Origin of the sequence: Noviherbaspirillum humi (genome assembly GCF_900188095.1) — a bacterium.
Classification (GTDB): Bacteria; Pseudomonadota; Gammaproteobacteria; order Burkholderiales; family Burkholderiaceae_D; genus Noviherbaspirillum; species Noviherbaspirillum humi.
On sequence record NZ_FZOT01000003.1, the window covers coordinates 210838 to 236587 of the forward strand.

Annotated in this window: 25 protein-coding genes and 1 tRNA gene; 14 read left to right on the plus strand and 12 right to left on the minus strand. The window is 65.9% G+C overall.

Annotation, left to right across the window (positions count from 1 at the left end):
* Positions 1–27: 27 nt before the first annotated feature.
* From CHB88_RS07425 to CHB88_RS07435, 3 genes are all read right to left on the minus strand, one after another.
* A complete protein-coding gene (locus CHB88_RS07425; protein ID WP_245844807.1) occupies positions 28–357 on the minus strand; it encodes a hypothetical protein in 330 nt (109 codons plus the stop codon).
* Positions 358–461: 104 nt separating this feature from the next.
* Complete coding sequence (locus tag CHB88_RS07430; RefSeq protein WP_089398674.1) at positions 462–998, minus strand: DUF924 family protein; 537 nt, start codon at positions 996–998, stop codon at positions 462–464.
* A 178-nt stretch (positions 999–1176) separates the two neighbouring features.
* Positions 1177–1500, minus strand: coding sequence for a hypothetical protein (locus CHB88_RS07435; protein ID WP_089398675.1), 324 nt, complete (start codon positions 1498–1500; stop codon positions 1177–1179).
* A 395-nt stretch (positions 1501–1895) separates the two neighbouring features.
* On the opposite strand from CHB88_RS07435, the gene CHB88_RS07440 reads away from it, so the two are divergent.
* Together CHB88_RS07440 and CHB88_RS07445 are read left to right on the plus strand one after the other, a co-directional pair.
* Positions 1896–5099, plus strand: coding sequence for an amidohydrolase family protein (locus CHB88_RS07440; RefSeq protein ID WP_089398676.1), 3204 nt, complete (start codon positions 1896–1898; stop codon positions 5097–5099).
* 268 nt (positions 5100–5367) lie between these two features.
* Complete coding sequence (locus CHB88_RS07445; protein ID WP_089398677.1) at positions 5368–5553, plus strand: hypothetical protein; 186 nt, start codon at positions 5368–5370, stop codon at positions 5551–5553.
* A gap of 93 nt (positions 5554–5646) precedes the next feature.
* On the opposite strand, the gene CHB88_RS07450 is transcribed toward CHB88_RS07445, so the two are convergent.
* The 3 genes from CHB88_RS07450 to CHB88_RS07460 form a co-directional block, all read right to left on the minus strand.
* Positions 5647–6237, minus strand: a complete 591-nt coding sequence (locus CHB88_RS07450; protein WP_089398678.1) for a hypothetical protein — start codon at positions 6235–6237, stop codon at positions 5647–5649.
* Between the two features lie 191 nt (positions 6238–6428).
* Positions 6429–6761: a type 1 periplasmic-binding domain-containing protein gene (locus CHB88_RS07455; RefSeq protein ID WP_089398679.1), complete on the minus strand. Its 333-nt coding sequence runs from the start codon at positions 6759–6761 to the stop codon at positions 6429–6431.
* Positions 6758–7996 carry a flavin-dependent oxidoreductase gene (locus CHB88_RS07460; RefSeq protein ID WP_089398680.1) on the minus strand — a complete coding sequence of 413 codons (1239 nt, stop codon included), beginning with the start codon at positions 7994–7996 and terminating at the stop codon, positions 6758–6760. The genes CHB88_RS07455 and CHB88_RS07460 overlap by 4 nt, the downstream gene beginning before the upstream one ends.
* A 542-nt stretch (positions 7997–8538) precedes the next feature.
* Between CHB88_RS07460 and CHB88_RS07465 the strand changes: the two genes are divergently transcribed.
* Together CHB88_RS07465 and CHB88_RS07470 are read left to right on the plus strand one after the other, a co-directional pair.
* Positions 8539–9009 (plus strand): hypothetical protein, encoded by a 471-nt coding sequence (locus tag CHB88_RS07465; protein ID WP_089398681.1) that lies wholly within the window; start codon positions 8539–8541, stop codon positions 9007–9009.
* 193 nt (positions 9010–9202) lie between these two features.
* Complete coding sequence (locus CHB88_RS07470; protein ID WP_089398682.1) at positions 9203–10393, plus strand: MFS transporter; 1191 nt, start codon at positions 9203–9205, stop codon at positions 10391–10393.
* Positions 10394–10409: 16 nt separating this feature from the next.
* Here the strand turns inward: CHB88_RS07470 and CHB88_RS07475 are convergent, their stop codons facing one another.
* Positions 10410–10844, minus strand: a complete 435-nt coding sequence (locus CHB88_RS07475; protein WP_176442367.1) for a MarR family winged helix-turn-helix transcriptional regulator — start codon at positions 10842–10844, stop codon at positions 10410–10412.
* Positions 10845–11105: 261 nt separating this feature from the next.
* Between CHB88_RS07475 and CHB88_RS07480 the strand changes: the two genes are divergently transcribed.
* Complete coding sequence (locus CHB88_RS07480) at positions 11106–12152, plus strand: cupin domain-containing protein (protein ID WP_089398853.1); 1047 nt, start codon at positions 11106–11108, stop codon at positions 12150–12152.
* A 9-nt stretch (positions 12153–12161) separates the two neighbouring features.
* Positions 12162–12860: a fumarylacetoacetate hydrolase family protein gene (locus CHB88_RS07485; RefSeq protein WP_089398684.1), complete on the plus strand. Its 699-nt coding sequence runs from the start codon at positions 12162–12164 to the stop codon at positions 12858–12860.
* A gap of 371 nt (positions 12861–13231) precedes the next feature.
* Here the strand turns inward: CHB88_RS07485 and CHB88_RS07490 are convergent, their stop codons facing one another.
* Complete coding sequence (locus tag CHB88_RS07490) at positions 13232–14485, minus strand: MFS transporter (RefSeq protein ID WP_089398685.1); 1254 nt, start codon at positions 14483–14485, stop codon at positions 13232–13234.
* Between the two features lie 274 nt (positions 14486–14759).
* Between CHB88_RS07490 and CHB88_RS07495 the strand changes: the two genes are divergently transcribed.
* Both CHB88_RS07495 and CHB88_RS07500 read left to right on the plus strand, forming a co-directional pair.
* Positions 14760–15029, plus strand: coding sequence for a hypothetical protein (locus tag CHB88_RS07495; protein WP_089398686.1), 270 nt, complete (start codon positions 14760–14762; stop codon positions 15027–15029).
* 94 nt (positions 15030–15123) lie between these two features.
* Entirely contained in the window at positions 15124–15756 is a 633-nt protein-coding gene (locus CHB88_RS07500) for a CDP-alcohol phosphatidyltransferase family protein (RefSeq protein WP_089398687.1), read from the plus strand.
* A gap of 125 nt (positions 15757–15881) precedes the next feature.
* Here CHB88_RS07500 and CHB88_RS07505 read toward each other — a convergent pair.
* Positions 15882–15957: transfer RNA gene (locus CHB88_RS07505), tRNA-Ala, on the minus strand.
* A gap of 128 nt (positions 15958–16085) precedes the next feature.
* Complete coding sequence (locus CHB88_RS07510; protein WP_089398688.1) at positions 16086–17411, minus strand: hypothetical protein; 1326 nt, start codon at positions 17409–17411, stop codon at positions 16086–16088.
* A gap of 576 nt (positions 17412–17987) precedes the next feature.
* On the opposite strand from CHB88_RS07510, the gene CHB88_RS07515 reads away from it, so the two are divergent.
* On the plus strand, positions 17988–19235 hold the full coding sequence (locus CHB88_RS07515; RefSeq protein WP_089398689.1) for an MFS transporter: 1248 nt from the start codon (positions 17988–17990) through the stop codon (positions 19233–19235).
* Between the two features lie 11 nt (positions 19236–19246).
* Here CHB88_RS07515 and CHB88_RS07520 read toward each other — a convergent pair whose 3' ends face one another.
* Complete coding sequence (locus tag CHB88_RS07520; protein WP_089398690.1) at positions 19247–20143, minus strand: NAD(P)-dependent oxidoreductase; 897 nt, start codon at positions 20141–20143, stop codon at positions 19247–19249.
* A 207-nt stretch (positions 20144–20350) separates the two neighbouring features.
* Here CHB88_RS07520 and CHB88_RS07525 point away from each other — a divergent pair, with 207 nt between their 5' ends.
* From CHB88_RS07525 to CHB88_RS07545, 5 genes are all read left to right on the plus strand, one after another.
* Complete coding sequence (locus tag CHB88_RS07525) at positions 20351–20746, plus strand: PA2779 family protein (RefSeq protein ID WP_089398691.1); 396 nt, start codon at positions 20351–20353, stop codon at positions 20744–20746.
* A gap of 14 nt (positions 20747–20760) precedes the next feature.
* Positions 20761–21720 carry a PA2778 family cysteine peptidase gene (locus tag CHB88_RS07530; protein ID WP_089398692.1) on the plus strand — a complete coding sequence of 320 codons (960 nt, stop codon included), beginning with the start codon at positions 20761–20763 and terminating at the stop codon, positions 21718–21720.
* A 63-nt stretch (positions 21721–21783) separates the two neighbouring features.
* Positions 21784–22287, plus strand: a complete 504-nt coding sequence (locus tag CHB88_RS07535; RefSeq protein WP_089398693.1) for an aspartate carbamoyltransferase — start codon at positions 21784–21786, stop codon at positions 22285–22287.
* A 108-nt stretch (positions 22288–22395) separates the two neighbouring features.
* The gene (locus tag CHB88_RS07540) at positions 22396–23925 is read left to right on the plus strand and encodes a hypothetical protein (RefSeq protein WP_143131165.1); all 1530 of its coding nucleotides are present in this window, start codon (positions 22396–22398) and stop codon (positions 23923–23925) included.
* Positions 23926–24111: 186 nt separating this feature from the next.
* Positions 24112–24486, plus strand: a complete 375-nt coding sequence (locus CHB88_RS07545; protein ID WP_143131166.1) for a hypothetical protein — start codon at positions 24112–24114, stop codon at positions 24484–24486.
* A gap of 32 nt (positions 24487–24518) precedes the next feature.
* On the opposite strand, the gene CHB88_RS07550 is transcribed toward CHB88_RS07545, so the two are convergent.
* Positions 24519–25715, minus strand: coding sequence for a CynX/NimT family MFS transporter (locus tag CHB88_RS07550; RefSeq protein WP_089398696.1), 1197 nt, complete (start codon positions 25713–25715; stop codon positions 24519–24521).
* Between the last annotated feature and the right edge of the window lie 35 nt (positions 25716–25750).

The following is a 25750-nucleotide window of genomic DNA, read 5'->3' on the forward strand; positions in this document are numbered from 1 at the left end:
GTATTTGTTTGATATGTGCGCAGCCACTTAGCTGGTCTGGATCCGCGCCGAGGCATGCCGGGTGCAGCCCCGCACCACGTTTTCGAGGAACCGTACCGCCTCCGACATCGAGCCGCCCTGGGCCGGCGGCAGCATCCTGGCCAGCGCCGGCTCATGGATGATGCGGTCGAGGCCGTAGGCCAGGTCGCGCGACACATCTCTCGCCATGCAGCCGTCGCTGTTGTAAAGCAGATCGTAGATGCCGACCGCTTCCCATAGCGGCACCAGGCCCGGGCTGGTGGTTTCCGAAAAAACGATGGCCGGCTGATCGAACGGGGGCTCGCCCGCCTCGCGCACGAGCATGAACTTGAAACTCAATCTGGTCCTTCTTTCTGTTGGGTGCGTTGGGGGTGCGTTGGGGTGCGCTGGACTATTTTGCCCAAAGCCGGGCCATCCTGCCGGCGCCGAGGCAAGCGGCCGCGTCAGAAGCGCGAACCGGGCTGCTTGAGGAACGCGATTTCTTCCTCGGTCGATGGGCGCCCCAGTATGTCGTTGCGATGGGGATAGCGCCCGAACCGGTCGACGATGGCCTTGTGCATCAATTCGAACCGCAGGTTGTCCTCCGGCGCGAATTCTCGGAAGAGGCCCTCGGCCAGCTGATGGATTTTCCGGGATTCGCTGTGCATGTAGGGCATCAACAGGAAGGCGCGTTCGATGTCGGCCAGCGCTTGCAGCGCACCGTGGGCCACGGCTTCCTGAGCCAGCGCCAATGCCATTGCATCCTGGGCGAAGGCAGCCGGCGTGTCGCGATGGATGTTCCGGGAAAACTGGTCGAGCACGATGATTTCCGCCAGCCGGCCGCGCGGCGTGGCGCGCCAGCCGAACAGTTCGCCCTGCCGCGCCTGGTCGAGCAGCGGCAGGAAGCGTTGCCTCAGCAGCGCATCGAATGCCGGGTCGGCCGACCACCAGGACTTGGGCGAGGTTTCCTCGAACCAAAACTTCAATACTGCTTCATGCATGCCGGCTCCAGTGGGAATCATCGGGAAATATCGAACATGGCAGAGGATCAGGGCAGCATCGCCGATGCGTCCTGCCAGCTTTTCGTGGTTAGGCAGTGTCGCCGCTGGCAGCGGGATGGAACGCGCAGACGAAAAAAAGCCCGCATCGCGGGCTTGCATTTCGGACCGCAGCCAGGAATCAGCCCTTGGCCGAATCCGATTCGCACTTTTTCATGAAGGAGTTCTTCGCCGCGCCGGCCAGCGGCTTGCCATTCTTGTCGACCGCCTTGGCGGCGCAGCTCGACTTCCCGCCGCCTTCGCATTTCTTCATGAAGGAGGTCTTGGCGGCGCCGGCCAGCGGCTTGCCATTCTTGTCCACGGCTTTCGCCTCGCAGCTGGTCGCCGCGGCCGAATCGCCCTTCGCTGCAGCCGCGTCGCCCTTCGTTGCCGCCGACGGCGCTTGCGCCAGGGCCAGTCCGGACGACAGCATCAAGCTCATGGCAACCAGAATCATTCTTTTCATCACATGTCCCTCCTAGTTTTTCGTGAATGGCGATGTGCCAGTTCCTCTAACGACCCCGACTATTTACGGTTGACATGATCTCGCAACCGCATCACGCGCGCAGGCATAACCGAAGCAAAAAGCCACGATGTTTGAGCTGCAGCAATCCGCTGAAAGCTTGAGGCTGCTCTTGGTGGCCAGCAGTCGCTTGCGTTCAATCCGCTCGCACGCAACACAACGGCGCTCATGGCGCGATGAACTCGGGACAGAAATGAGGGCGACATGCAGCGCGGCGGGCCATTGCCGCGATTGCGGCGTCTCAACCGGGTGGAAGAAAGATTTGAAAAGCCCGAGGCGCGATCGATAGTGAAGACAGGGGGAGAGATCAAGAACATACCCATTGGACGGAGACATCGATGACAAAGCAAGCCTCTCACCCGGGCGGCGCGGCCATGCCCGCGCCGCTTCCCCTGCTCTCACGCGAGACGAAGGCGCCCTCGGCCATGCGCCTCAGGCCGCTGGCGCTGATCGTATCGACCGCAGCGCTGCTCGCTGCCTGCGGCGGCGACGACAAGGGCAATGCGTCGAGCGCGAACACCGGCACGGCCACGCGCGATGCGCAGATTGCCGCAGTCGACGAGCTGAACACGCTGACGGGCAATACCCGCAATGTGACGGTCGAACTGCGCGAGGGCACCAACATGGCGGTGGCGCCGTCGCCCGATGGGCAGAAGCTGGCCTTCACCGCGCAGGGCGCGCTGTGGCTGGTGCCGATCGCCGGCGGCAACGCCGTCCGGCTCACCGGCTGGCAGCTCGAACCCACCGCTCCGGTATGGTCGCCTGACGGCAATACCATCGTGTTCCAGAACTATGCGCCCGAAGGCAATTACCACCTGTGGGCAGTGGATGCGAACGGCGCCAACCCGAGGGAACTGACCACCGGCCCCTTCGACGACCGCGAGCCGGCCTGGCTGCCCGATGGCAGCGGCCTGGTGTTCGCCTCCGACCGCAGCGGCGACGGCCAGTACAAGATCTGGAGCTTCAAGCTAAACGGCGGGCAGTACGAGCAGATCACCAAGGGCAACGGCGCGGAGAGCAATCCGATCGTGTCTCCCGACGGCAAGCAGCTCGCCTTCGCCGACACCGGCAAGCTCTACACCGTGGCGCTGGCCGGCGGCACGCCGGTCCAGGCCGGCACCGGCACCATCCCGGCCTGGAACCGGGACGGCAGCGGGCTCATCTATCAATCCGAAGCCAAGGGCCTGAACGTCGGCGGCCAGGACGTCGTGAGCAACGAGGACCTGTTCCCCTTCCCGGTGCGCTGGCTGCCCGACGGCCGCTTCGTGTATTCGGCCGATGGCAAGATCCGCATCCGCGATGCCAGCGGCGGCAGCCGGACCGAAGTGCCTTTCACCGCCAATCTGACGGTGCGCCGCCCGGTGATCTCCGCCACGCGCGACCGCGGCTTCAATGCCCTGGGAACGCGCCAGGTGATAGGCATCAGCGCCCCGACGATTTCGCCTGACGGCAACAGCATCGCTTTCGTCGCCCTCAACGATGTCTGGGTGATGAAGATCGGCGAGGCGCCGGTGAGATTGACCAACGACACCGACCGCGATGGCAATCCGCAGTGGACGCCGGATGGCAGCGCCGTCTATTTCTCGTCGGAGAAAGGAAATGCGGGCGCGCTCGCCATCGACCAGATCGACATCGCCACCAGGCAGCGCACCCGGCTGGCGTCCATCACCGGCAAGTCCATGGTAACGCCGAAGATGTCGCCCAGCGGCGACCGCATCGCCTACTCCACCCTGTCCGGCCAGCTGGAACTGTGGGACGTGGGCAGCAAGACGGCCCAGGTGATCATCCCGTCGGTCAGCACCCAGGTCAGCACGCCTTCCTGGACGCCGGACGGCGGCAAGGTGATGGTGGTGGACAACGAGCGCATCAACAACCGCTTCCGCGAAGGCTACAACAAGCTGCGGGTGATCGACATCGGCAGCAAGAGCGCGAAGTTTTATGCGGTGGCCCCGGCGCCGAAGCAGATCGCGGAGCGCGACGAAGGCGCGGCCGTGCTGTCGCCGGACGGCCGCAAGGTGGCCTTCATCATGGATTCGGTGCTGCACGTGATGCCGGTGAAGGCGGATGGCTCGCCCGACGGCGATCCGAAGGCGATCACCAGCGAAGTGGCCGACCTCCCGTCCTGGGCCGGCGATTCATCGACCATCCTGTACAAGTCCGGCACCAAGCTGAAGACGATCCAGGCCGACGGCAGCGGCGGGCGCGACATCCCGGTCAGCATCCAGTGGCGCCAGGCGGTGGCGACCGGCACCACCATCGTCCGCGCCGGCCAATTGTGGGATGGGGTGAGCGGCAGCCTGCGGCGCGACGTGGACATCGTCATCAAGGACAACCGCATCAGCGCCGTCCGCGACCACCAGGCCGATGCCGAACGCACCGCCGACAAGTACGTCGATGCGTCCGACCTGACCGTCATGCCCGGCATGTGGGATCCGCACATCCATCCGCTCACCCTGTACCAGGGCGGGCAGTATGGCCAGATCGCCGCGCTGATGCTTGCCTACGGTATCACCTCCACGCAATCGGTGGCCGGCCCGATCCATCAGAGCGCCGAGATCCGGGAAGCGCTGGAGGCAGGCAATCTGATCGGACCGCGGCTGTTCGTCTCGCCGCCGCTGTGGGAGGGCAACCGCCTGTTCTACAACTTCGCTCGCACCCTGCGCACGCCGGAGATCGCGGACAAGGAGATCGCCAAGGCTAGCGAGTTCAGCGCCGACTTCCTCAAGTCCTACGTGCGTGCGCCGATCCCGATCATGACGAGGATCGCCCAGGCCGGCCTGAACAACGGCATTCCGACCGGCACCCACATGCTGTCGCCGGGCGCAGCCACCGGCATAGGCGGCACCACGCACCTGTCGGCGACGCAGCGCATGGGCTATGGCTGGTCGAAGTCGGTCAACGGCATCACCTACCAGGATGCCTATGATCTCCACGCCAAGGGAGATTTCCACCTGATCGACACGCTGTTCTCCGCGCAGGCCCTGGCCGGCCAGGATGCGAGCATCGTCAGCGACGACCGCTTCATCCTGGTGCCGCCGAATTTCGTGAACGGCTTGCAGACGGCGACCCAGCCGACCGCGGTCCAGCTCGACACGATACGCAAGGATGCGCAGCAGCAGGCCAAGGTGCTGAACGCCGGCGGACTGGTGGCCAACGGCACCGACTCGCCGCTGGTGGTGCCGGGCATCTCGGTGCACCTGAACCTGCGCGGGGCCGGCCTGGTGATGTCCAACCTGCAGGCGCTGCAGACCATCACCATCAATGCCGCCAAGATGAGCTACCTCGACAAGGACCTGGGATCGGTCGAGGTCGGCAAGCTGGCGGACCTGGTGGCGGTGCGGGGCAATCCGCTGCAGGACCTGACGGCGGCGGCGAATGTCGAGATCGTGGTCAAGAATGGCAATGTCTATCCGCGCGCGCAGATCCTGGCGCCGTTCAAGACGCCGGCGGCCATGGCGGCGCGCAAGAAAGCCCTCCTGGCCTACCAGCAGATGTGCCGCAAGGATCCGGCGCAGTGCGAGTCCGGCATGCACGCGGACTGACCTCGGCATGCGTTGGAGCCGGATGGCGGCGCTGCTGCAGTCCGGCTCGCAACCGTTTCATATGGGCTTGCGGGAACGCGGACCGGCGCCAGGGTCCGCGTCCGCTTTTCATCCCTCGCCTGTCGCTGCCGATTCCCGGACTATTTTTACCGCTCGCTTGTCGCCCAGCAAAGCCGGCCCCGGTTTTTTCAGGCGTTCGTCAGGTTCGGGTTCCATCATCGCCCTATTGCCGCTCCGCCATGCGGGCAGATGACATGAAGAGGCGAACATGAATCGAAACACCTTGGCGCTCGCATTGCTGGTTCTGGCAAGCCTGGGCTGCCAATCGCTGCTGACCGACCCGGTCAACTCCGCCGTCAGGCATGCCCGCAGCGGACCCGGCATGCCGACCTACGCCGCCGGAGAGAATTGTTTCCAGCACCAGGCTTGCCGAACGCAACTCGGCCAGATGTGAACCCGCCGAGCGAGGCGGGTGCCCGAGGGCGTCAAGCAGCACCTATATGCAATCCATGACGCGCCCCATCAAGCGGCATGGTCGAACCCGGTCTCAGGGTGAACGCGGCGCAGGCATGGTCTGCCGCTCCGGATCGGGCAGGCGCACTTCATCGATGGTTTCCACCTGCGAGGACGCCACCGTCGCCGACAGCGGCTCTTCTTCGAAGGTGGCGGGCGAAGCGGCATCCTCGTCCGGCTCGGGAAACAGGTCCGCATCGGCATCGCCATCGGCGGTCTGTGCCCTTTCCCGGCGGCGGCCGGCATGGAGGAAATCCTGGATGCGCTGCAGCCAGGCTTGCTTGTCGGCAGCGCCGGACTCATCCGCGCCGGCGAAGACGTGCCGCTCGCCGAACAGCTGCTGCGCCTCGTAGGCCGGCAGGCCGAACACGGCCGCCATGATGCCGGCCGGGCTGGTCAATCCCGGTTCGCCATGCAGCAGCAGCCGGCTGCCATCGGGCGACAGGGACAAGCCCAGCGCCTGGAATTGCGGATGCTGCGCCAGCCAGCCCTCGGGCGCACAGACGGTGCCCTCGGTCAGCGATGGTCCGCGCGCAGCGCATGCCGGGCCGAAACGGATGCGGTCGGCGGGAATGCCGTCGATGATCGCGTAGGCATCGCGCAGCAGGTCGTCGGAAGTGTTCATCGTTTTCTCCTCCAAGCAATGCGGCAGCATGGTTTGACAGCGACGTAAAGTCCGCTATCCGTATGGCCGCTTTGTCTTTGCAATACGAGACGAGGCACCTTCAGACACGGCAGGAAAACGCGGCGGCCGCTTCCGCGCGGAATGATTCCGAGCGGACAGGCCGCTTCATCCCTGCTCCGGCTGCGCATCCTTCAGCACGCCGATGACCTCGTGCCGCCATTGAGCTTGCGCACCGTCTCGGCAATCATGCCCATGGTGTCGTGGGCCGCCACGGCGGCGAAAGTCGCCGGCAGACGCTGCGGATTGGCGGCGGCATAGGCTTTCGGGAACGCCTTGCTGGCTTCGTCGTCCGGCGTGGCCGCATGGTCCGGTACCGTCACCGCGCCCTGTGTCGGGATTCCGCTGGCCATGTCGCTCACGCCGAGGAAGCGGATGCCGGCCTCGAACGGCTTGCCAGGATTGGCGAAGGGGCTGGTGCGGGCGACCTTGCGCAGCCCGGCGCTTTCATTTGCCGCGGCCGTCATTTCGCCGCGCCGACGGTGTGCTTGTCGAAGCCGGCCAGCTGCTTGTAGCGCAGCGAAATGGCTTCCAGCTGTTCCTGCGGGATAACGTCGTTGATGTGCGCGAAGCCGTTCGGCGCGCGCTCTTCCGCCAGCTGCATCACCTGCTCCGGGCCGTTCATCCGGTTGCGCAGCACGATGCCGGCGGTGCGGGGCAGGCGCTCCGCCTCGTACTCGCGCAGCGCATAGGAGATGCTCGGCTCGCCGGCGAGGCAATCTGCCAGGTAGCGCGCATCGAGGATGGCCTGGGCGCTGCCGTTGGAGCCGATGGGGTACATCGGATGGGCGGCATCGCCGAGCAGCGTCACCCGTTCGAAGGTCCAGCGCGGCAACGGGTCGCGGTCGACCAGCGGGAATTCATACACTTCCTCCGCGCCCTGGATGACGGCGGGGATGTCGATCCAGTCCCACTTCCAATCGGCGAAGGGTTGGTCGAACACCGACTTGTCGACCTTGCGGTTCCAGTCCGAGGCGGGCAGCTCGCCTTCCGGCACGCGCAGCTCGGCGATCCAGTTGATCAGGGAGCGGCCCTCGCGGCGCAGCGGCTCGGAGATAGGATAGGCGACGAATTTCTGGTTCTGATGTCCCGCCATGAACATGCTGCGGCCGTCGAGGAAAGGTTCGGCCTCGGTCACCGCGCGCCACAGCATGCGCCCCGAGAAGCGCGGCAGGTCGCCGGTTGGATAGAGGAACTTGCGCACCGCGGAGTGGATGCCGTCGGCGCCGACCAGCACGTCGGCCTCCACCTTGACTTCGCTGTTGTCGGCGCGGCGGGTAAAGGTGGCGACGACCTTGTCGGCCACCTGCTCGAAGGAGGCAAAGGCGTGGCCGGCGTAGATGCGGTCGGCGCCGATGCGCCGGATGGCGCTGTCGAGCAGCGTCATCTGCAGCTCGCCGCGGTGGATGGAGAACTGCGGATAGGCATAGCCGGCGGCGCGTCCGCGCGCCTCGCGCCAGATTTCCTGACCGAGCTTGTTGTAGTAAGCGAGGGTGGACGTTTCGATGCCCTTGCCGGCCAGGGTTTCCTCCAGCCCGAGGTCGCACAGGTGCTTGCTCGCATGGGGCAGCAGATTGATGCCGACGCCGAGCGGCCTGATTTCCGACACTGCTTCGTAGATTTCGACGGCGATGCCCTTTTCCTGCAGCATCAGCGCCAGTGTCAGGCCGCCGATGCCGGCCCCCGCGATGACTACCTTCATGTTCTCTTCCTCGACACGCCCCGCGCGTCCTCTTCGATTGACCCGATTCGCCTGATCGCGGCGCTGCCCAGGCGGGAAGGTCCAGGCAGAACATCCCTGCCAAGCGAGCCGGCTCGCCGCGATGGAACCCGTCGTTATACTTCATGAACTGTCTTTTACGCAACCAGGGACGCCTCGCTGAAGCGCAGGCCGGGGCTCGTTCGGGCATTTGGCCTTCTGCGTTCACGGCGGCATGAGTCGTCGAAGCGCGCCGCCGAAATACTCAACCGGCCATGACTGCATTTTTGGTCGAAGCCATCAGGAACTGACTGTTCCCTGCATCCGCCTAGTCCTCGCCTGGCCGCTCGCGGCGCGGGTCGTTTATCGATGAGCCTCACTTGCTGCCCGTGCAGGTGAGGATCCTCCCTTGAATTAGGTAAGTGGTCGGATTGCCATAAGGGCTGAAGCGGCCTGTCGGCGGTTCGGCCCGTTCTTTGTCTGGATATAACACCGTTGCTATTAACCACACGATATTGTGCATGGCCATTCCTGCAGGTAAGCTTTTGTCCATGCTCATCCCGAGCAACCACTTTCCCGCCATGAAGATGCCCTCTCTCCCCAACCGTCCCCTTTCCCTCGCCAAATGCGTCCTCGCCTTCGTCCTGGTGGCCGGCTCGCTTGCGGCCTTCGCCGCATCAACGGACCGGCGCGCAGCCAGCCCGGCGAAGGATGCCACCGTCTGCGACAGCTGCGGCACGATCGCCAGCGTGAAAACCTACCGTCGTCCTGCGGGCCACGGATCCCAGCAGGTGACGGATGGCCGCACAACGAACGGCTACGTCGGCAAGATCGCCGCCAGCCCGAAGCGTTCGCGCTCGGTGACGCGCATCAAGGTGAAGATGGACAATGGCGCCTTTCAATCCTTCTTCGAGGATGGCACCAGCCAATGGACCCCCGGCGAAAAAGTCGTGGTGAGCAACGGCAAGCTGGTCAGCCAGGGCGGTAAGGACGCAGCCGTGAAGAAGTCGATCTGAGCGCTGCATGAACGCCATTCGCGCCACGGTTCATACCACGCTGTAACTTCCTTCCTTCACGCACCGGCGCGCGCCCTGCGCCTGCGATGCCTCCCTTCTCCCTCTATACTTGTCGGTGGAGACCGCCTCAGGCGCCCTGCTGCTTCCAGCATGGCGGGAGACGAACACGATCACCACCAGAGGCCCAAGCCCGATGCTCAACGATGCCACCCATTCCGCCGCGCAGGCGTCCGCCTCGCTTATTCGCGTGGCGCCTTTCTTCATCAGTTCCTTCGTCTGGAATGCGGCGCTGGGCATGACCTTCATCCTGATCCCGCTGTATGCCCGCTCGCTCGGCATGTCGGGCGTGCAGATCGGCAGCCTGATCTCGCTGCCGATCGTGGTGCACATCGGCTTCAGCCTGATCGGCGGCGCGCTGGCCGACCGCCTCGGCGGCCGCAACCTTTGCATCATGGCTTGCGCCATCACCGCCATTGCGGCCTTGTGCTTCCTGGCCGCGGACGATTTCGCCTCGATGCTCGCCATTCAATTTCTGATGGTGATCGCCCGCTCCACCTTCTGGACCGGCAATCTGGCGCTGGTGACCCTGCTGCCCGGCGATCCCGGCCGGCAGATGGGCCGCTTCACCATCGCCACCAACGGCGGCCAGATCGCCGGCAGCACCATTGCCGGCTATGCGGTGGCGCTGTCCGGCTATGCCGCCGGCTTCGCCATCATGGCCGGCGCCGGGATGATTGCCCTGCTGTTCACCATCATCTATCGGCCGGCGGCGACGGCCGCGCGCAAGGCCGGCGTGTCGGCGTTCGCCACCTACCGCCAGCTGCTCGGTTCGCGCCCCATCCTTTACAGCATGTATGGCGCCTACCTGTCGGCGCTGCCGATCGCCCTGCTGTTCTCCTTCTATCCCATCCTGCTGACGCAGCAGGGGCTGCATCCGGATCTCGCCGGCCTCCTGATCGCGCTGCGCGGCATCGGCGCGATCGCTGCCGGCTTCTTCCTCGGCCGCTTCATGAACGACGTGGAGCACGTCAGGCTGCCGCTGCTGTCTTCGCTGGCGATGGCGGCGCTGGTGGCGCTGACGGCGGTATCGACGCAGCCGCTGGTCATCGGCGTCTTCATGTTCCTGCTCGGCGTGGCCACCGCCGTGGTGACCGCATACGTGTACACGCTGATCCGCCACATCAGCTCGCAGGAGACCCGCGGCTCGGCGATGGCGCTGTTCAACGTCGGCTTCGGCATTTCCCTGCTCACCACGCCGGCGCTGATGGGCGTGATGAAGGACCACATCGGCATTCAGAGCGCCTTCATCATCATCGGCGGCTTCACCTTGTTGTGCAGCCTGCTGCTGGCGCCCCTGCACCGCTGGGCGATGCGGCCGGACTGAGTTTCTGCCCCGCCGCTCACTTGGGCGGCGCCACATTGTCCTTCATGCGCCGCAGCAGGCGCCGCAGAAACTCGGTCTCGTCCGCCGTGAATCCCGCCAGCGCCTTGGCCTGCACCTTCTCCGCCAGCGGCACGAGCGAAGCCACCAGCGCGATGCCGGCGTCGGTCGGCAGAACGTCGGTGGCGCGCCGGTCTTCCATGGACGGCTGGCGCAGCGCCAGTTCCTTGCCTTCCATCGCGGTGAGCATGCGGGCCAGGGTGGGCGGCTCGATGCCCGCCGCTCCAGCCAGGTCGCCGAAGCGGATGCGGCCATGGTGCGCCAGCACGGTGGCGATGCGCCATTCGGGCAGGGAAATGCCGCGCTCGGCCAGGCCCACGCTGAACTCGTCGAATATCGCCAGGTGGCTCTGATGGATCAGGTAGGGGATGTAAGTCGTGAGATCGAATTCCAAAGTTCCATTTGGAGCATTATTTGACGCATCATTCTGCATATTTAGCTTTCCTTCCGTTATTTTTACCCGCATTTTCGCCCGCAAATCGGAATCATGCTTTTTCCAGCCTACGCTCATTCTGCCAATTTTTATTCCAAACGGAAGAAACAGGTGCTATATTAATCGCCGAATTAAAACATAAGCGACCCTTTTGGCATGGCTGGCCCGGCGAATCTGCAAGCGCAGAATGCCGGCGCATCGGCCGCATTCAAGGAGAGACAGATGACATCCTCACTCGGACGTGTTGAAGACCTGCCGGTCGATTACGTCGACGGCCTGAAAAGCCGGAACCTGCTGCCGCTGTGGCCGGCGCTGCGCGCCGTGCTCCCGTACGGCAAACCCTCGCGCAAGACCCTGCCGCAGCTGTGGAAATACGCCGACGTGCGCCCCAACCTGATGCTGGCCGGCGAACTGACTCCGATCGAAAAGGCCGAGCGCCGCGTGCTGGTGCTGTGCAATCCCGGCCTCGGCCTGGAAAACATGCAGGCCACGCCCTCGATCTACATCGGCCTGCAGCTGATCCTGCCGGGAGAAAACGCGCCCAACCACAAGCACACGCCGTCGGCGGTGCGCTTCGTGGTCGAGGGGCGCGGCGGCTATACCGTCGTCAATGGTGAAAAGCTGCCGATGGAAAAGGGCGACCTGATCCTCACCCCGCCCGGCCTCTGGCACCAGCACGGCCACGACGGCACCGACCCGGTGATCTGGCTCGACGCCCTCGACCTGCCGCTGGTCTATGGACTCGAGGCCTCCTACGCCACCGAGGCGCCGCTGCAGGACATCACCGACCCGCACAATTCCTCCGTTTCCCGCTTCCGCCAGGGCGGCGTGGTGCCTTACGCTTCCCTCGCCCGCCAGCGCGCCGACTATCCGCTGCTGCGCTTCCCGTGGAAGGAAGTGCGCCAGACCCTGGCCGACATCGCGCGGACCACGCCGCTCGGGCAGCCAGTGCATGTGGCCTACGTCAATCCCGAAACCGGCCAGGAATGTCTGCCGACGCTGGGCTTCTCCGCCCTGATGCTGCGTCCGGGCGAGGAAGTGCGCCTGCCGCGCCGCTCCGCCTCCGCCGTGCTGCACGTGGTCGAAGGCGAAGGCAATGCCTTCATCGATGACATGGCCTGCGGCTTCGCGCAGGCCGACACCATGGCGGTGCCGACCCATGCCGAGCTGCGCCTGTCGAATGCCTCGAACAAGGAGCCGGCCTTCCTGTTCATGGTCGACGATGCCCCGCTGCATCGCAAGCTGGGTTTTTACGAAGTGTTTGCTTAAGGAACAATCATGTCCCAATACCTGTTCGCCCCCGCCCCCGTCGTCGCCGCGCCTGTCCGCGGCAGCAGCCAGACCTATCCGATCCGCCGCATCTTCTGCGTCGGCCGCAACTACGAAGCGCATGCCAAGGAGATGGGCGTGCAGGTCGACCGCGAGGCGCCCTTCTACTTCACCAAGAGCGCGCATACCTATGTGCCGTCCGGCGCCACCGTGGCCTATCCGCCCGGCACCGCCAACTACCACTATGAGATGGAACTGGTGGTGGCGATCGGCAAAGAAGGCTTTCGCATCGACAAGGACAAGGCCCTGGAGCATGTGTACGGCTATGCCTGCGGCCTCGACATGACCCGGCGCGACCTGCAGCTGGTGGCGCGCGAGCAGCGCCGCCCGTGGGACCTCGGCAAGGACTTCGAGGAGTCCGCCGTGCTGGGCGAGATCGTGCCGGCGGCCGAGAGCGGCCACTTCAGCCAGGGCGCGATCGAGCTGCGGGTCAACGGCCAGACCAAGCAGGCTTCCGACCTGACGCTGCTGATCCACGCCGTGCCGGAAATCATCGCCCACCTGTCGGGCTATTACCACCTGATGCCGGGCGACCTGATCTACACCGGCACGCCGGAAGGCGTAGGCCCGGTGGTGTCCGGCGACCTGATCGAAGGCAGCATCGCCGGCCTGGGCGGCATCTCGCTGAAGATCGGCGACAAGGCTTAAGCGCCTGTGGCGGGCGCCGGCCGGCGCCCGACGCATGCGGCTGGCAGCGCTCGTCTTCACGCAAGGCGAGAAGAGCATGTCGCGTCATCTTCCATAGAGGTACAGGATTTCGTCGACACGCGCCGCTTCTCCGGCCAGCGGATGCTGATGTCCCGCGCTGCTTCAGCGTCGTCGCCATCGACGGCTTCGACGCCGCCATCATCGGCTTCATCGCTCCCTCGCGGCGCGGATCACGCCCCGCGCGGCGCATCTACCGTCACGTCGGCGCATGATCGAGACCCTGAAGCCCAATGGGCCAGGGACTTTTTCGTTCTTCTGCCTCTGGTCAGGCCCGGCGATCATGGTTGACGCGGCCGGTCGTCGATGATCGTTCAGCTCCGCTCGGTCGCCGATGCTGCCGGCGATTCTCTACCCGCCGCTGCATCCCTGCGCGCGCGGCGCAGATAGAGCGCGCCGACCAGTGCCGCCGCGATGCCGGAAGCGGCGCCGACGCCGAGCGCCCAGCGCGGCCCGAAGCGGTCGGCCACCCAACCGACCACCGGCGCGCCGAAGGGCGTGGCGCCAAGCAGGATGGCGAGCAGGATCGCCATCACGCGGCCACGCATGCCGGGCTCGGTCGTCAGCTGCACCACGCTGTTGGTGGAGGTGGTGAAGGTCTGCGCCGCCACGCCGATCAGCACCAGCGCCGCGCCGAACAGCCAGGCATTCGGCATCAGGGCCGCCAAGGTGCAGCCGATGCCGAATGCCGCCGCCGCCGCGACCAGGCGGGCGACATGCGGTTGCCCCCGCATCGCCGCCATCAACGCGCCCGTCACCGAGCCGATCGCCATGGCGGAGGACAGCACGCCGTACTCGCTGGCATCGGCGCGAAACACCGTGACCGACATGGTGGAAATGAAGATGGGGAAATTCAGGCCGAAGGTGCCGATCAGGAACAGCATGAACAGCACCACCTTCAGGTCGGGCCGGTTCCACACATAGCGAAAGCCCGCCGCCAGCCCGCCGCGGGACCGCGCCGGCCCTTCCCTGCGGTTCAATTCATGCAGCCGCAGCAGCATCAGCGAACCGATCACCGCCACATAGGAGGCGGCATTGATGATGAACACCCATCCGGTGCCGACCGAGGCGATCAGCGCGCCGGCGACCGCCGGCCCCACCATGCGCGCGGCATTGAACGACGTGGAATTCAGGGCCACCGCGTTGGAAAGGTCGGCCTCGCCCACCAGCTCCGAGACGAAGGTCTGGCGCGCCGGCGCATCGAAGGCGCTGACGATGCCGAGCAGCAGCGCGAAGCCGTACACATGCCAGAGCTGGGCCACGCCAAGCAGCGTCAGCAGGCCGAGGCCGAGCGCCAGCAAGCCCATGGCGGACTGGGTCACCATCAGCACCTTGCGGCGGTCGAAATGATCGGCCGCATAGCCGGTCAGCGGCAGCAGCACCAGCTGCGGGCCGAACTGCAGCGACATCACGATGCCGACCGCGGTGGCGTTCTCCTGCGTCAGATGAGTTAGCACCAGCCAGTCCTGGGCGGTGCGCTGCATCCATGTGCCGACGTTGGAGACCAGCGCGCCGGCGGCCCAGACACGGTAGTTGAACCGGGCCAGGGAACGGAAAGTGCCTTTCATCAAATCATCCTTGGTTCTTGACGCATGCGATGCATTATCCATGCGGACACAGGTCAGTGTGCGGCGCGGCGGGAAAGTTCCGGCCCGCGGCGCGCCCGGAGATCGGGCAAGCCCATCGTCTCCCATGCCGCCGCAACGCGGCTTCAGAAACAGGAAAATGCGTGCTGCTCAAGGCAGGCAAAGGCGCGGCCGCATTCGGCTTCCCTTGTTTGTCAGAGATCATTTCAGCTGCCCGCGCGGATGATATAACTCTGCCAACGGTCGGGGGATAGCAATGCAAGATTTCGAGTACGAACTGGAGTGGGATGGTCCGGGCGCTTACGTCCTGGTGCCGGCCACCGTTCACTATGGCGAGGCGATGTGGGACCAGGTGCCGATTCCGCTGCCCATCACGAACAGCGTCGCCGAACTGGAGCATGAACTGGAAGAGCATCTGTACGTGCTGGAAGCGCTCGGCGACGGCATCACTTCCATCTGGCGCAAGGGCGGCGTCATCTACAAGTCGGCCACCGAGTGGCCGCTGACATGGCTGCCGCATCCGTGAGCGCGACGACCCTGCATGCGACGTCCCGTCGCCGGCGGGCGGCGGCGAAGCAGCGCCTGTGCCGCCATCCCAACCCTTGCAGGAATTGATGCCCATGTCCGATCCGAGCGGCCGCCCCAGGCACTTCTCCATGATCCGCGGCTTCCACCTGGCGGACTTCTTCACCCTCGGCAATGCGGCCTGCGGCGTGATCGCCATCTTCTTCGCCATGCGCCATGCCGCCAGCCAGGATCTGCGCGATTTCTTCCTCGCTGCGGCCATGGCGCCCGCCGCCTTCATCTTCGACGTCCTCGACGGCAAGATCGCGCGCTGGCGGCGGCAGCATTCGCCGCTCGGCCGCGAACTGGACTCGCTCGCCGACGTCATTTCCTTCGGCATCGCGCCTGCCGCGCTCGGCTTCACCGCCGGCCTGGACGGCGCCGGCGACTGGATCGCGCTCATCTACTTCGTCTGCTGCGGCGTGAGCCGTCTGGCCCGCTTCAACGTCACGGCGGAAACCTTGTCGGAGGGCGGCGACAAGGTTGCTTATTTCGAAGGCACCCCGATCCCGACCAGCGTGCTGCTGACGGCGGTGCTGGCCTACTGCGCCTGGCAGGGAAGATTGCAGGATCAGCTGGTTGGCGGCGCATGGGAGATCGGCGGCATCGTGCTGCATCCGCTGGCCTTGCTGTTCGTCCTGTCCGGCACGCTCATGATCAGCAAGACGCTGCGCATTCCGAAGTTCTAGCGCGGACGAGGTGAAAGCGATGAAGAAATGTCTCGCGGCGATTGCAGCGCATCTTCTTCACGTCTGGAGTGCACGTCAGGAGCGCAAATGAAAAACGCCGTCGCATGGACGGCGTTTTTGTATCCTGGTGGAGGTAAGCGGGATCGAACCGCTGACCTCTTGCATGCCATGCAAGCGCTCTCCCAGCTGAGCTATACCCCCGGATGACTGCTTCATCGTTCGAAGCGGCGCGAAGTGTACCACGACGATTCCGGCTTGCCTAGGGCGCGCTTCGCGGATCTTGAACGCCTGGCCAACGCAGCATCGGCGCATGATGCCGCCGGCCTTCCTTACTGCCGCGGCGTCTTCGGGAAGCGGTTCTGGCGCCGCTTCTGCTCGCCGCCCTGGCCCTTGTTGTTATTGTTGTTGAACTTCTTCTTCGGCCAGGAGCGGCCGGCGGCATTCATCGCGGCGGGGTTGTCCAGCCAGGTGCTGAGCTGGTCGCGGATGCGGCCCATGCCGCCCGTCACGCGCAGATAGCGATGGCCGTAGGTGCGGCGCAGGAATTCATCCGCCTGCACCGGCACGCCTTCACGCTGGCCGAGGATGCGCTGGCACTCCTGCAGCACCGGCGCGTTCTGCATGGCGTCGGTGGCCACCGACGACAACTCGAACTGCGGGAACTGCTGGCGCAGGTCCTCGAAGTCGCGCCCATCCATGCCGATGATCGCGATCTTCGGCTTGAAGCTGCTGTTGGGCGACGGCGGCAGCTTGGGATCGAACAGCGGCTGCACGTCGTTGTCGGCGGCATGATGGTCGTCGTCGACATGGGCTGCCGCCGCCTGGACCGGCGCCACCGGCGCCGCATTCACCGGTTGCGAATTGGTGTTGAAGTTGCCAGGCTGACGCGCACGAAACTCCTTCTGCGGACGACCCTGTGCCGGCGCGGGACGCGCCGCGCCGCCGGCCGCCTGCGACAGCGCCGCCTGCAGCAGCGAGGACAAGGCTTCGCCGCCCTGCTGCTGCGACAGCGCGTTTACCAGCGCCGAAGCCAGCTCCTGGCAGAACATGGCGACGAAGGGACGCGCCACTTCGGCCAGCGTCGCCGCGCCGGGCAGCACGGCATCCTGGGATGATGGCAGGCGCGGCGATGCGGCCGAAGCCGCCGGCTCGACGGCCGCTGCCGGAGGATTCGCAGGCGCCGCCGCTTGCGGCGCGGTCGCGCTCACGCTGGCGGCAGACGGTTCCTGCTCGACCGCGCCGGCGTCATCCTCGCCCGCCGCCTCGACGGCAGGCTCGGCATGCCGCGCGCGGCTCCTGTGCACGGGCGCCGCATCGGCCGCTTCCGTCTCCGCTGCCTCCCTGGCGCCGGACTTCCTGCCGCGCTTCGCCTCGCCCTCGGTCTCGCCCGCGCCGTCGAGCCCTTCGAAGATATGGCCGAGGCGCTGGCGGCTGGCCTGGAAGCCCTGGGAGATCGAAATCAGCTTGCGGTGCCTTTCCTCAGGCAGGACTTCCTGGGCGAGGAAGATATCCTTCGCCTTGACTTCTTCGAGGTCGCGCGAACGGGCGAAGTCCTCTCCCTTCATGCGGATGAGGCGCTTGGCGATCGCTTGCCATTCTTCTTCGGACCATTTGATGATGGCGTTGGAGGCGGTTTTTTCGGATTGACGGGCCATAGAGTAAATATGTGCGTTGGCGTGGGCGCACGACAGCGTGCGCCCGGTTGAGCGTTAATGCGGGCCGACTGCGGCAGCGGCTTTACAGGGATGAATCCTTGATTAAATATCGAGCCATTCGCGGCAAGGGAACTGGTTCGTTGCAAGACCAGTCGCAAGCTGCCTTCGGGAATGACCGAGACAGCGCCATGCATTTCGATGCGATGCAATGAAACGGTAGGATAGCACGCCTGCAGGCACACTGTAACGCCGCACATTTAATCCGCCTTGATCCCGGGCAGGCCTTGCCGCCTGCGAGCGCGCCGCATGCAGCCGCTTAATCGGCGGCACGGGCGATTAACGCCGGCCCGCCGAGAATCGCCGCGCCGGGCCGCCTTCTGCGCCGGACCGCGGCCTGTAACCATTAATTCCCTGCCCGATGAACCGGCAGCCTTAACCGCCTTCGCCGCAAGCCCATGGGCGTTGGCAAATGCGTAATCGCACTACGCACTATAATCGTGGCTTTTCCGTTTCCGCCGCCTGCCGCCGGTTTGCGCAAGTCACACTGCGCCGGCGATGCACGCGTAGGCACCTCTCATGGCACTGTTTTCCCTGAACGGCTTCGACGTCCTGCGTCATCGCGATTTCACCCTTTACCTCGCCGCCCGCCTGCTGTCGACGCTCGCGGTGCAAATGCAAAGCGTCGCCATCGGCTGGCAAGTGTATGCGGCCACCGGCGATGTGTTCGACCTTGGCCTGATCGGGCTGGCGCAGTTCGCTCCGTTTCTGGTGCTGATCCTGCCGGCCGGCCACGTGGCGGACCGCTATGACCGCCGTTCCATCCTCACCGGCTGCATCGCCATGCAGCTGCTGTGCGGCGTGCTGCTGTATCTGCTCACCTGGTCCGGCCTGAAAGCGGTATGGCCGGTGTTCGCGGTACTGGCGCTGTTCGGCAGCGCCCGCGCCTTCATGATGCCGGCAAGCCAGGCGATCCTGATCAACCTGGTGCCGTCGGAGAGCTTCGGCAAGGCGGTGGCGCTGAGTTCGTCGAGCTTCCATGTCGCGGTCATCGTCGGCCCGATGCTGGGCGGCCTGCTCTATCTGGCCGGGCCGATCGCGGTGTATGCCACGGTGGTCGCGCTGCTGCTGGCCTCGGTGGTCATGATGATGGGCGTGCGGGTAGCGCCGCAGGCGACCCGCCGCGAACCGGCCAGCTGGCATACCCTGCTTGAAGGCCTGCGCTTCGTCTGGTCCAAGCCGGTGGTGCTGGGCGCGATCTCGCTCGATCTCTTTGCGGTGCTGTTCGGCGGCGCCACCGCGCTGCTGCCGGCCTATGCCAGCGACGTGCTGCATGCCGGCCCGAGTACGCTCGGCCTGCTGCGCACCGCGCCGGCGGCGGGCGCCGCCCTCACCTCCATCGCGCTCGCCTTCTGGCCGATGACGCGCCGGGTCGGCTGGTGGATGTTCGGCGGCGTCGCGGTCTTCGGCCTGGCCACCGTGGTGCTGGGATTGACCGATCACGCGATGGTGGCATTGGTGGCCCTGCTGCTGATGGGCGCCGGCGACATGGTGAGCGTCTACATCCGCCACATCCTGGTCCAGTATGAAACGCCGGACGCGATCCGCGGCCGCGTCAGCGCCGTCAACTCGGTCTTCATCGGCGCCTCCAACGAACTTGGCGAATTCGAGTCGGGCATCACCGCCGGCTGGTTCGGCCTGGTGCGGGCCTTGCTGCTGGGCGGCGCGGCCACCCTGGTGGTGACGGGATTATGGATGCGGCTGTTTCCGATGCTGACGACGATGGACCGCTTCCCGCATGCGCAGAAGGACGAGCAGGCTGCCTGACGCAACGCGGTTCAATGTCCGTCGCCCGGATCGAGTCCCGCATCCTCCGCCACATTCAGCGCCGCCGCGGTCCAGTCCAGATCGGCGCGGCCCTTAGCGACCGCAGCGAGATAACGGCCCTGCATCAGCGCCGCCAGCGGCATCGGCACCTGCGCCCGCGCGGCGGCGCCGAGCACCAGGTTCGCATCCTTCAAGCCGAGCGACAGTTTGAAGCGCGCCGGCCGGTAGGCATGGGCGGCGATCTGCTTGCCGTAGTTGACGAACAGCGGCGCGGGGAAGATCGATTGCGTCAGTACCTCCATCGTCTTCTCGCGCGGCACGCCATGCTTTTCGCCAAGCGTCATCGCCTCCGCCATGGCCTCGATCACGCTCATGATCATGAAATTGCCGCCGAGCTTGATGATGTTCGCATGCACCGGTTCTTCGCCCAGCGGAAACACCTTCTGCCCCATCGCTTCCAGCGCCGGCCGCACCCGCTCGCAGGCGGCCGCCGGCCCGGCGCAGAGCACGAACAGCATTTTCGCCGCCGCCGCATCCGGCCGGCCGAACACCGGCGCCGCCACATAGTGGCTGCCGCGCGCCCGGTGCAGCTCGGCCAGCCGCGCCGACAGCGCCGGCGAGATGGTGCTCATCGAGACATGCACGCCGCCGGGGCCGAGCTTCTCCAGTATTCCATCCGGCCCCAGCACCACGCTCTCCAGCGCCGCATCGTCGGCCACCATGGTGATCGCCACGCCGTCGGCCGATACCGCGTCGGCCGGCCGCCCCGCCTGGCGCGCCCCCTGGCTTGCCAGTCCCTCGCCCTTCTCCCTCGAGCGGTTCCAGATGGCAAGCGCGTGTCCTGCCTTCAGCAGGTTTTCCGCCATGGGATACCCCATGCTGCCCAGACCGATGAAGCCGATTTCCATCTCCGTCTCCTTGACGATATGTCACCCTTTGTAAGATCGGTTGTGGACATGGCAAGGTTCCCGCGATGATGCACGCCGCGATGCATGCCGCCGGTCAACCACCACAGGCGCGGCGCTGGCCGACAGAAACTCTGCGCGCCGAACGTTGTCAACATTGCACCCAAGCCGTCGAAAGACACCCCCGAACCTAACCAGGAAGAACAAGCCATGAAAAGAACACTACGCACCGCCTTGGTTTATCTCGCCATCTCGACCTCCACTTTCGTCGGCTTCACGCAATCGGTGCAGGCCGCGATGATCGGCACCGAGCAGATCCAGGCCGCCGCCAGCGCGCAGCAGAACCGCGAGAAGATTGCCGCCGCCATGAATCGTCCGGAGGTCATGGCGCAGCTTGAAAGCATGGGCGTGAACCGCGCCGACGCCGAAGCCCGCGTGGCGGCGCTGACCGATGCCGAGGCCGCCCAGCTGGCCGGCCAGATCGACAGCCTGCCGGCCGGCGGCGACGTGCTCGGCGCGCTGGTGCTGATCTTCGTCGTGCTGCTGGTGACCGACATCCTCGGCCTGACCAAGGTCTTCCCCTTCACCCGCTCGGTGCGCCGCTGATCCGGGGGGAAACGATGGCCAAGCCTTGGCAGGCGCTGAGGCTTGCCCTGCTGTTGCTGCTGCTTGCGCTGGGCGGCTGCGCCACCCAGACGGCCGCCCTGCGCGAACAGCCGCTGTCCGGCCTGCCGCGTCGGGCGGAACTGGCGGCCACGCCTTTCTTCGCCCAGGAACGCTACCAGTGCGGACCGGCGGCCCTGGCCATGGTGCTGCAGGCATCGGGCCAGCCGGTATCGCCGGAGGAATTGGTGCCGCAGGTCTATGTGCCGCAGCGCCAGGGCAGCCTGGCGCCGGAGATGCTCGCCGCCGGCCGCCGCAACGGCGCGGTGGCGGTGCCGATCGCCCCTAAGCTTTCCAGCCTGCTGCAGGAAGTGGCGGCCGGCAACCCGGTGGTCATCCTGCAAAATCTCAGCCTGCCCATTTCTCCGCTGTGGCACTACGCGGTGGTGATCGGCTACAACCTCGACGATGAAGAGCTCATCCTGCGCTCCGGCACCACCGAGCGCCAGGTCATGGCCATGTCCACCTTCGAGCACACCTGGGCCCGCGGCGACTACTGGGGCATGGTGGCGCTGCCGCCCGGCCGGCTGCCGGCGAGCGTCGATGAAGCCGGCGTTGCCGAGGCGCTGGTGGGCTTCGAGAAATCGGCGCCGCCGCAGCGTTCCCGCCTGGCTTACGACGCAGCCCTGAAGCGCTGGCCGCGCAATCTCACGCTGCAGCTCGGCAGCGGCAATGCCGCCTATGCCGCCGGCGACCTGCCCGCGGCGATCGATGCCTTCACCCGCGCCAGCCAGGACCACCCGGACAGCGCGCCCGCCTTCAACAACCTCGCGTCCGCGCTGGCGGAAGCCGGGAAGCTGGATGAGGCGCGCGCCGCCGCCGAAAAGGCGGTGGCCATCGGCGGACCCTGGCGCGAAGCGGCGCTCGGCACCCTGGCCGACATCCGGGCCCGGCAAGCCACTCCCACGATGCGCTGAACCGGCATGAGCGACGGAAGGCGGCCGATATAATCAGGCCGTCCCTCTTTCGAAAGACCGCTCATGCATCGGCTTCATCTTCCCCTTCTCTGCGCCCTCGTTCTGCTTGCGCCGGCCCATGCCCAGCATGCGCATCACCCCGACGGGCAGCGGCAGGCGGAAGTGGCGCAACGCGGCGCCGACGTCATGCCCTTCGATCTCGCCGCCACCACGCATGTCTTCACCAAGACGGCCAGCGGCGGCATCCAGCGCGTCATCGCCAGGCGGGCTGGCGATGCGAAGCAGGTCAGGCTGGTGCGCGCGCATCTGCGCGACATCCAGGCGCGCTTCCGGCGCGGCGACTTTTCCGGTCCGGAGCACATTCATGGCGCCGGCATGCCGGGCCTGGCAACGCTCAAGCAGGCACGGCCGGGACAGGTCCAGGTGGATTACCGCGAGGTGACGGGCGGCGCTGAACTGGCCTACCGCACCGGCGATGCCCAGCTGGTTCATACCATTCATGCCTGGTTCGATGCGCAATTGTCGGACCATGGGCATGACGCGGTCGAGGGACACGCGCATCGCTGAAGGCGCCAGGCGCCGCGGCGTGTCGTCATAATGAAATGCGAATTGCTTCGTTCGTGAAACGACGCGCCTGGTTTCAAATGGCGGCTCGATCGCACGATGGAAACCAGCATGTCAATCCCAGCCGCCAGCAACTCGCCCGATATCGTCATTCGCACCGGCGCCCATGCCGTCATCGTCGATGAAGAAACGAAGCCGGCATCGCGCCTGGAGCCGGACTTCCTGCAACTGGCGAAGCCGGTCGGCTCGCTGCGTACCCAGATCCGCCTGCCGACCAGGGATGGCGAGAATGTGCTGGAATTCAAGGTGATCGATACCACCGGGCAGACCGGCTTCGACCGCAAGAGAAAAAGGATCGTCAACCCTTTCCTGCCTGGCGGCGCGGCCCTGGCCAGGGCCGGCTTCAATGTCGAACTCGAGGAGTCGGCGGCGCTGCGCCTGTTCGGCATGAACCCGGGCAGCGCGAATGCCGCCGACCCGCTCAACCTCACGCTGAAGAAAGGCATGGCGCTGAAGCTGGCCTACCGCAACCCGGCCAATCCGGCGCTGAACCTGGTGCTCGGCCTGGAACTGGACGGCCGGGTCAACATCAGCGAGCTGGCGGCGCGCATGACCGACCTTGCCCGTTTCCTCGCCCGCCAGGACCGCATGAATCGCCGGGACTTCAAGCTCTACCTGAATGCCAAGCTGAATGCGCTGCTGGCGCCGGCGCTGCGCTTCGGCGGCAAGTTTTCCTTCGTCTACAACGTCAGCCCGCTGTTGAGCGCCGGCCTGAACCAGGCGCTCAGCGCCAGCGCGGGAACGCCGGCGGCGCCCTGGCTGCTTGGCGCCTCGCTGCTGGCCGACCTGTCGCATCAGACCGTCAGGCTGAATGCCCGCATCGGCGTGGAGCTGTACTTCAAGAGCCCGAACGGCAACGTCGCCTCGGGCAGGCTGGACCGCAACGGTCAACCGGACATCTACATCCAGGGACGCGCGAACGACGGCCGCGCCGTTACGCTGCAGGTGGACTGGATGGCGGCGCTGTTCGGCGACGCGGCGATCGATCCGCAGCGCCTGGAAAAGCTTGACGCCCTGCAGCGGCGCGGCTTCTCGCCCTATCAGGCGGCCGGCCTGATGCCCTTGCTGCGCCACATCGGCAAGTGGCCGCCCGACCTGCCCCTGCCGGACCCGGCAGCACGCGGCAGACAGTTGCGCCAGCCGCTGCTGGAGGTGGCCGACCGTGTGTATGCCGCGCGCCATCTCTGGCTGGCGAAGCTGCTGCCGAACGCGCTTGCCGACAGTCCGCGCCTGTTCAACGACCATGCACAGGCGACGCAGGCCGTCAGAAAGCTCTACTCGCAGACCCTGCTCCAGCTCGGCAAGGAAGAGGCCGGCAGGCTGGCGGATTTCCTCGCCAATCCGCAGGGGGTCAACTGGGGGCTGGAAGCAGTCCGCCAGCGCAATCTCCAGCGCTACGGCACGGTGCCGGCCGACGCCCGGCTGCTGTCCCGGCTCTCTTCCGCGCCGGCGAAATACCGGCTCGAGGACGGCGAACCGACGCGCATCATCAGCCGCGAAACCGGCCTTGCCTATCGCCTCAACTTCTTTCGCGACATGGTGGCGCCGTATCGCGAACATGCCGGACTGCTGAGAATTTGAGTTCCACCGGGGGCCGGTTTGACGGATGAACAATTCCGTAACGAGACGGCATGACTGACTGGCAAAACCGCTTGCCGGGATGGCCATTTGGAGCGCGAGACCGGACATTTTCATTGACGCACGTCATCACCTATGCCACCCTTTCGCTCGTTCTGAAAGGGAAGATTGATGCTGAACCTCGATGTAATGAATTCGATAAGCGTGCTGGATGTCTACCTGACCATCACCGGCATGATGCTCATCGGCGAATGCCGCGAAACCTACATGCTGCAGAAGCTGGTGAAGCAGGAAGCCGGCGCCCAGGCCAGTTCCGCCGCCAAGCTTACTTCCGACATCATGGCCGTCCTGGCGGTGTTCTCCATCGGCTTGTTCTACTGCGTGCTGTGGCCGGTGGCGATGCTGTTCGGCGAGCGCTTCACCACCAAGCTGCCCATCACCCTGCCGGTGCGCACCCACTTCTTCGACCTGCTGTTCTGGCGCGCCTCCTACGAGGACCTGCGCTTCCACTACGGCGACAGCATCAAGGGCATGGTCTCGATGCTGAAGGACTTCCCCGGCTAAGCTTTTCGCCAGGCTTTTCTCATGCTCGCGTTCTACGCGAGCTGCACCGTGAGGCGCCGCCCGGCGCCCCAGCCCACCATCATCGACAGCACGCCCACCGCAATGAAGAATCCGGCGGTGGCGTCCCAGCCGCCGGTCAGGTCATGCAGCAGGCCGGCGATGTAGGGACCGCTGGCCGCCATCGTGTATCCCACCAGCTGCGTCATGCCCGACAGCGCGCCGACCACATGATTGTTCGGCGAGCGCAGCACCACCAGCATGGTGCCGACGCTGAAGCAGCCGCCCTGCCCCAACCCCAGCACCACCGCCCATAGCCAGATCTGGCCCACCGGCGCATACATGCAGCCGAGCAGGCCGGCGATGGACAGGCCCATCATCAGCAGGATCAGCGCGCGCTGGTCGCGCATGCGGGTGGCGATCGCCGGACCCGCCAGCGAAGTGATGAGCTGGGTCATGATCGACACCGACAGCACCGCGCCGGCGTTCACCGGGGCGAAGCCGCGGTCGATCAGGATGGAGGGGAGCCAGCTGAAGACGCAGTAGGCCAGCACCGATTGCAGTCCCATGTTGAGCGCCACCTGCCAGGCCAGCGGGCTGGACCAGAGCCCTTTCATCGAGGGCCGCTGCGCCTGGCTGTCGACCGCCTTCGGACCGAAGCCGGTCCAGGCCACCGCCGCGATGAAGGCCGGGATCGCCCATACCATCAGCACCGCGCGCCAGCTGCCGCCGGCCAGGTTCTGGATCGGGACCGCGATGCCGGCGGCGGTGGCGGCGCCGAAGCACAGCGCCATGGTGTAGAGCCCGGTCATGAGTCCGACGCGGCTGGCGAAGTCGCGCTTGATGATCATCGGCAGCAGCACCATCACCGTGCCGATGCTGGCCCCGCACACCAGGGTGCCGGCCACCAGGCCGGTCAAGCCCATGGCGCCGCGCAGCAGGATGCCCGCCACCAGCGTCAGCAACGCGAAGAAGATGGTGCGCTCGGCGGTGAGGCGGCGCGCCAGGCGGGTGCCGAAGGGCGCGACTAGGCCGAACAGCAGCACCGGCAGCGTGGTCAGGCCGCCGGCCGCGGCGGCGGAAAGCCCGGTGTCGGCGCGTATGCTGCGCAACACCGGGGAGACGCCGGAAAGGGCGGGACGCAGATTGATGGAAACGAGGACGAGGGCCAGGGCCAGCAGCCACCAGGCGCTTTGCCGGGACTGGGAAGAAACGTTGTCGGAAGATGTCATCCCGATATTGTCGCGTACATCCGGCCGCTCTGCAG

What these genes read in the sequence shown, in the direction of transcription:
- CHB88_RS07430 (WP_089398674.1), bottom strand. Translation starts at nt 998, where the DNA reads ATGCATGAAGCAGTATTGAAGTTTTGGTTCGAGGAAACCTCGCCCAAG.
- CHB88_RS07435 (WP_089398675.1), bottom strand. Translation starts at nt 1,500, where the DNA reads ATGAAAAGAATGATTCTGGTTGCCATGAGCTTGATGCTGTCGTCCGGA.
- CHB88_RS07440 (WP_089398676.1), top strand. Translation starts at nt 1,896, where the DNA reads ATGACAAAGCAAGCCTCTCACCCGGGCGGCGCGGCCATGCCCGCGCCG.
- CHB88_RS07445 (WP_089398677.1), top strand. Translation starts at nt 5,368, where the DNA reads ATGAATCGAAACACCTTGGCGCTCGCATTGCTGGTTCTGGCAAGCCTG.
- CHB88_RS07450 (WP_089398678.1), bottom strand. Translation starts at nt 6,237, where the DNA reads ATGAACACTTCCGACGACCTGCTGCGCGATGCCTACGCGATCATCGAC.
- CHB88_RS07455 (WP_089398679.1), bottom strand. Translation starts at nt 6,761, where the DNA reads ATGACGGCCGCGGCAAATGAAAGCGCCGGGCTGCGCAAGGTCGCCCGC.
- CHB88_RS07460 (WP_089398680.1), bottom strand. Translation starts at nt 7,996, where the DNA reads ATGAAGGTAGTCATCGCGGGGGCCGGCATCGGCGGCCTGACACTGGCG.
- CHB88_RS07470 (WP_089398682.1), top strand. Translation starts at nt 9,203, where the DNA reads ATGCTCAACGATGCCACCCATTCCGCCGCGCAGGCGTCCGCCTCGCTT.
- CHB88_RS07480 (WP_089398853.1), top strand. Translation starts at nt 11,106, where the DNA reads ATGACATCCTCACTCGGACGTGTTGAAGACCTGCCGGTCGATTACGTC.
- CHB88_RS07485 (WP_089398684.1), top strand. Translation starts at nt 12,162, where the DNA reads ATGTCCCAATACCTGTTCGCCCCCGCCCCCGTCGTCGCCGCGCCTGTC.
- CHB88_RS07490 (WP_089398685.1), bottom strand. Translation starts at nt 14,485, where the DNA reads ATGAAAGGCACTTTCCGTTCCCTGGCCCGGTTCAACTACCGTGTCTGG.
- CHB88_RS07495 (WP_089398686.1), top strand. Translation starts at nt 14,760, where the DNA reads ATGCAAGATTTCGAGTACGAACTGGAGTGGGATGGTCCGGGCGCTTAC.
- CHB88_RS07500 (WP_089398687.1), top strand. Translation starts at nt 15,124, where the DNA reads ATGTCCGATCCGAGCGGCCGCCCCAGGCACTTCTCCATGATCCGCGGC.
- CHB88_RS07510 (WP_089398688.1), bottom strand. Translation starts at nt 17,411, where the DNA reads ATGGCCCGTCAATCCGAAAAAACCGCCTCCAACGCCATCATCAAATGG.
- CHB88_RS07515 (WP_089398689.1), top strand. Translation starts at nt 17,988, where the DNA reads ATGGCACTGTTTTCCCTGAACGGCTTCGACGTCCTGCGTCATCGCGAT.
- CHB88_RS07520 (WP_089398690.1), bottom strand. Translation starts at nt 20,143, where the DNA reads ATGGAAATCGGCTTCATCGGTCTGGGCAGCATGGGGTATCCCATGGCG.
- CHB88_RS07525 (WP_089398691.1), top strand. Translation starts at nt 20,351, where the DNA reads ATGAAAAGAACACTACGCACCGCCTTGGTTTATCTCGCCATCTCGACC.
- CHB88_RS07530 (WP_089398692.1), top strand. Translation starts at nt 20,761, where the DNA reads ATGGCCAAGCCTTGGCAGGCGCTGAGGCTTGCCCTGCTGTTGCTGCTG.
- CHB88_RS07535 (WP_089398693.1), top strand. Translation starts at nt 21,784, where the DNA reads ATGCATCGGCTTCATCTTCCCCTTCTCTGCGCCCTCGTTCTGCTTGCG.
- CHB88_RS07540 (WP_143131165.1), top strand. Translation starts at nt 22,396, where the DNA reads ATGTCAATCCCAGCCGCCAGCAACTCGCCCGATATCGTCATTCGCACC.
- CHB88_RS07545 (WP_143131166.1), top strand. Translation starts at nt 24,112, where the DNA reads ATGAATTCGATAAGCGTGCTGGATGTCTACCTGACCATCACCGGCATG.
- CHB88_RS07550 (WP_089398696.1), bottom strand. Translation starts at nt 25,715, where the DNA reads ATGACATCTTCCGACAACGTTTCTTCCCAGTCCCGGCAAAGCGCCTGG.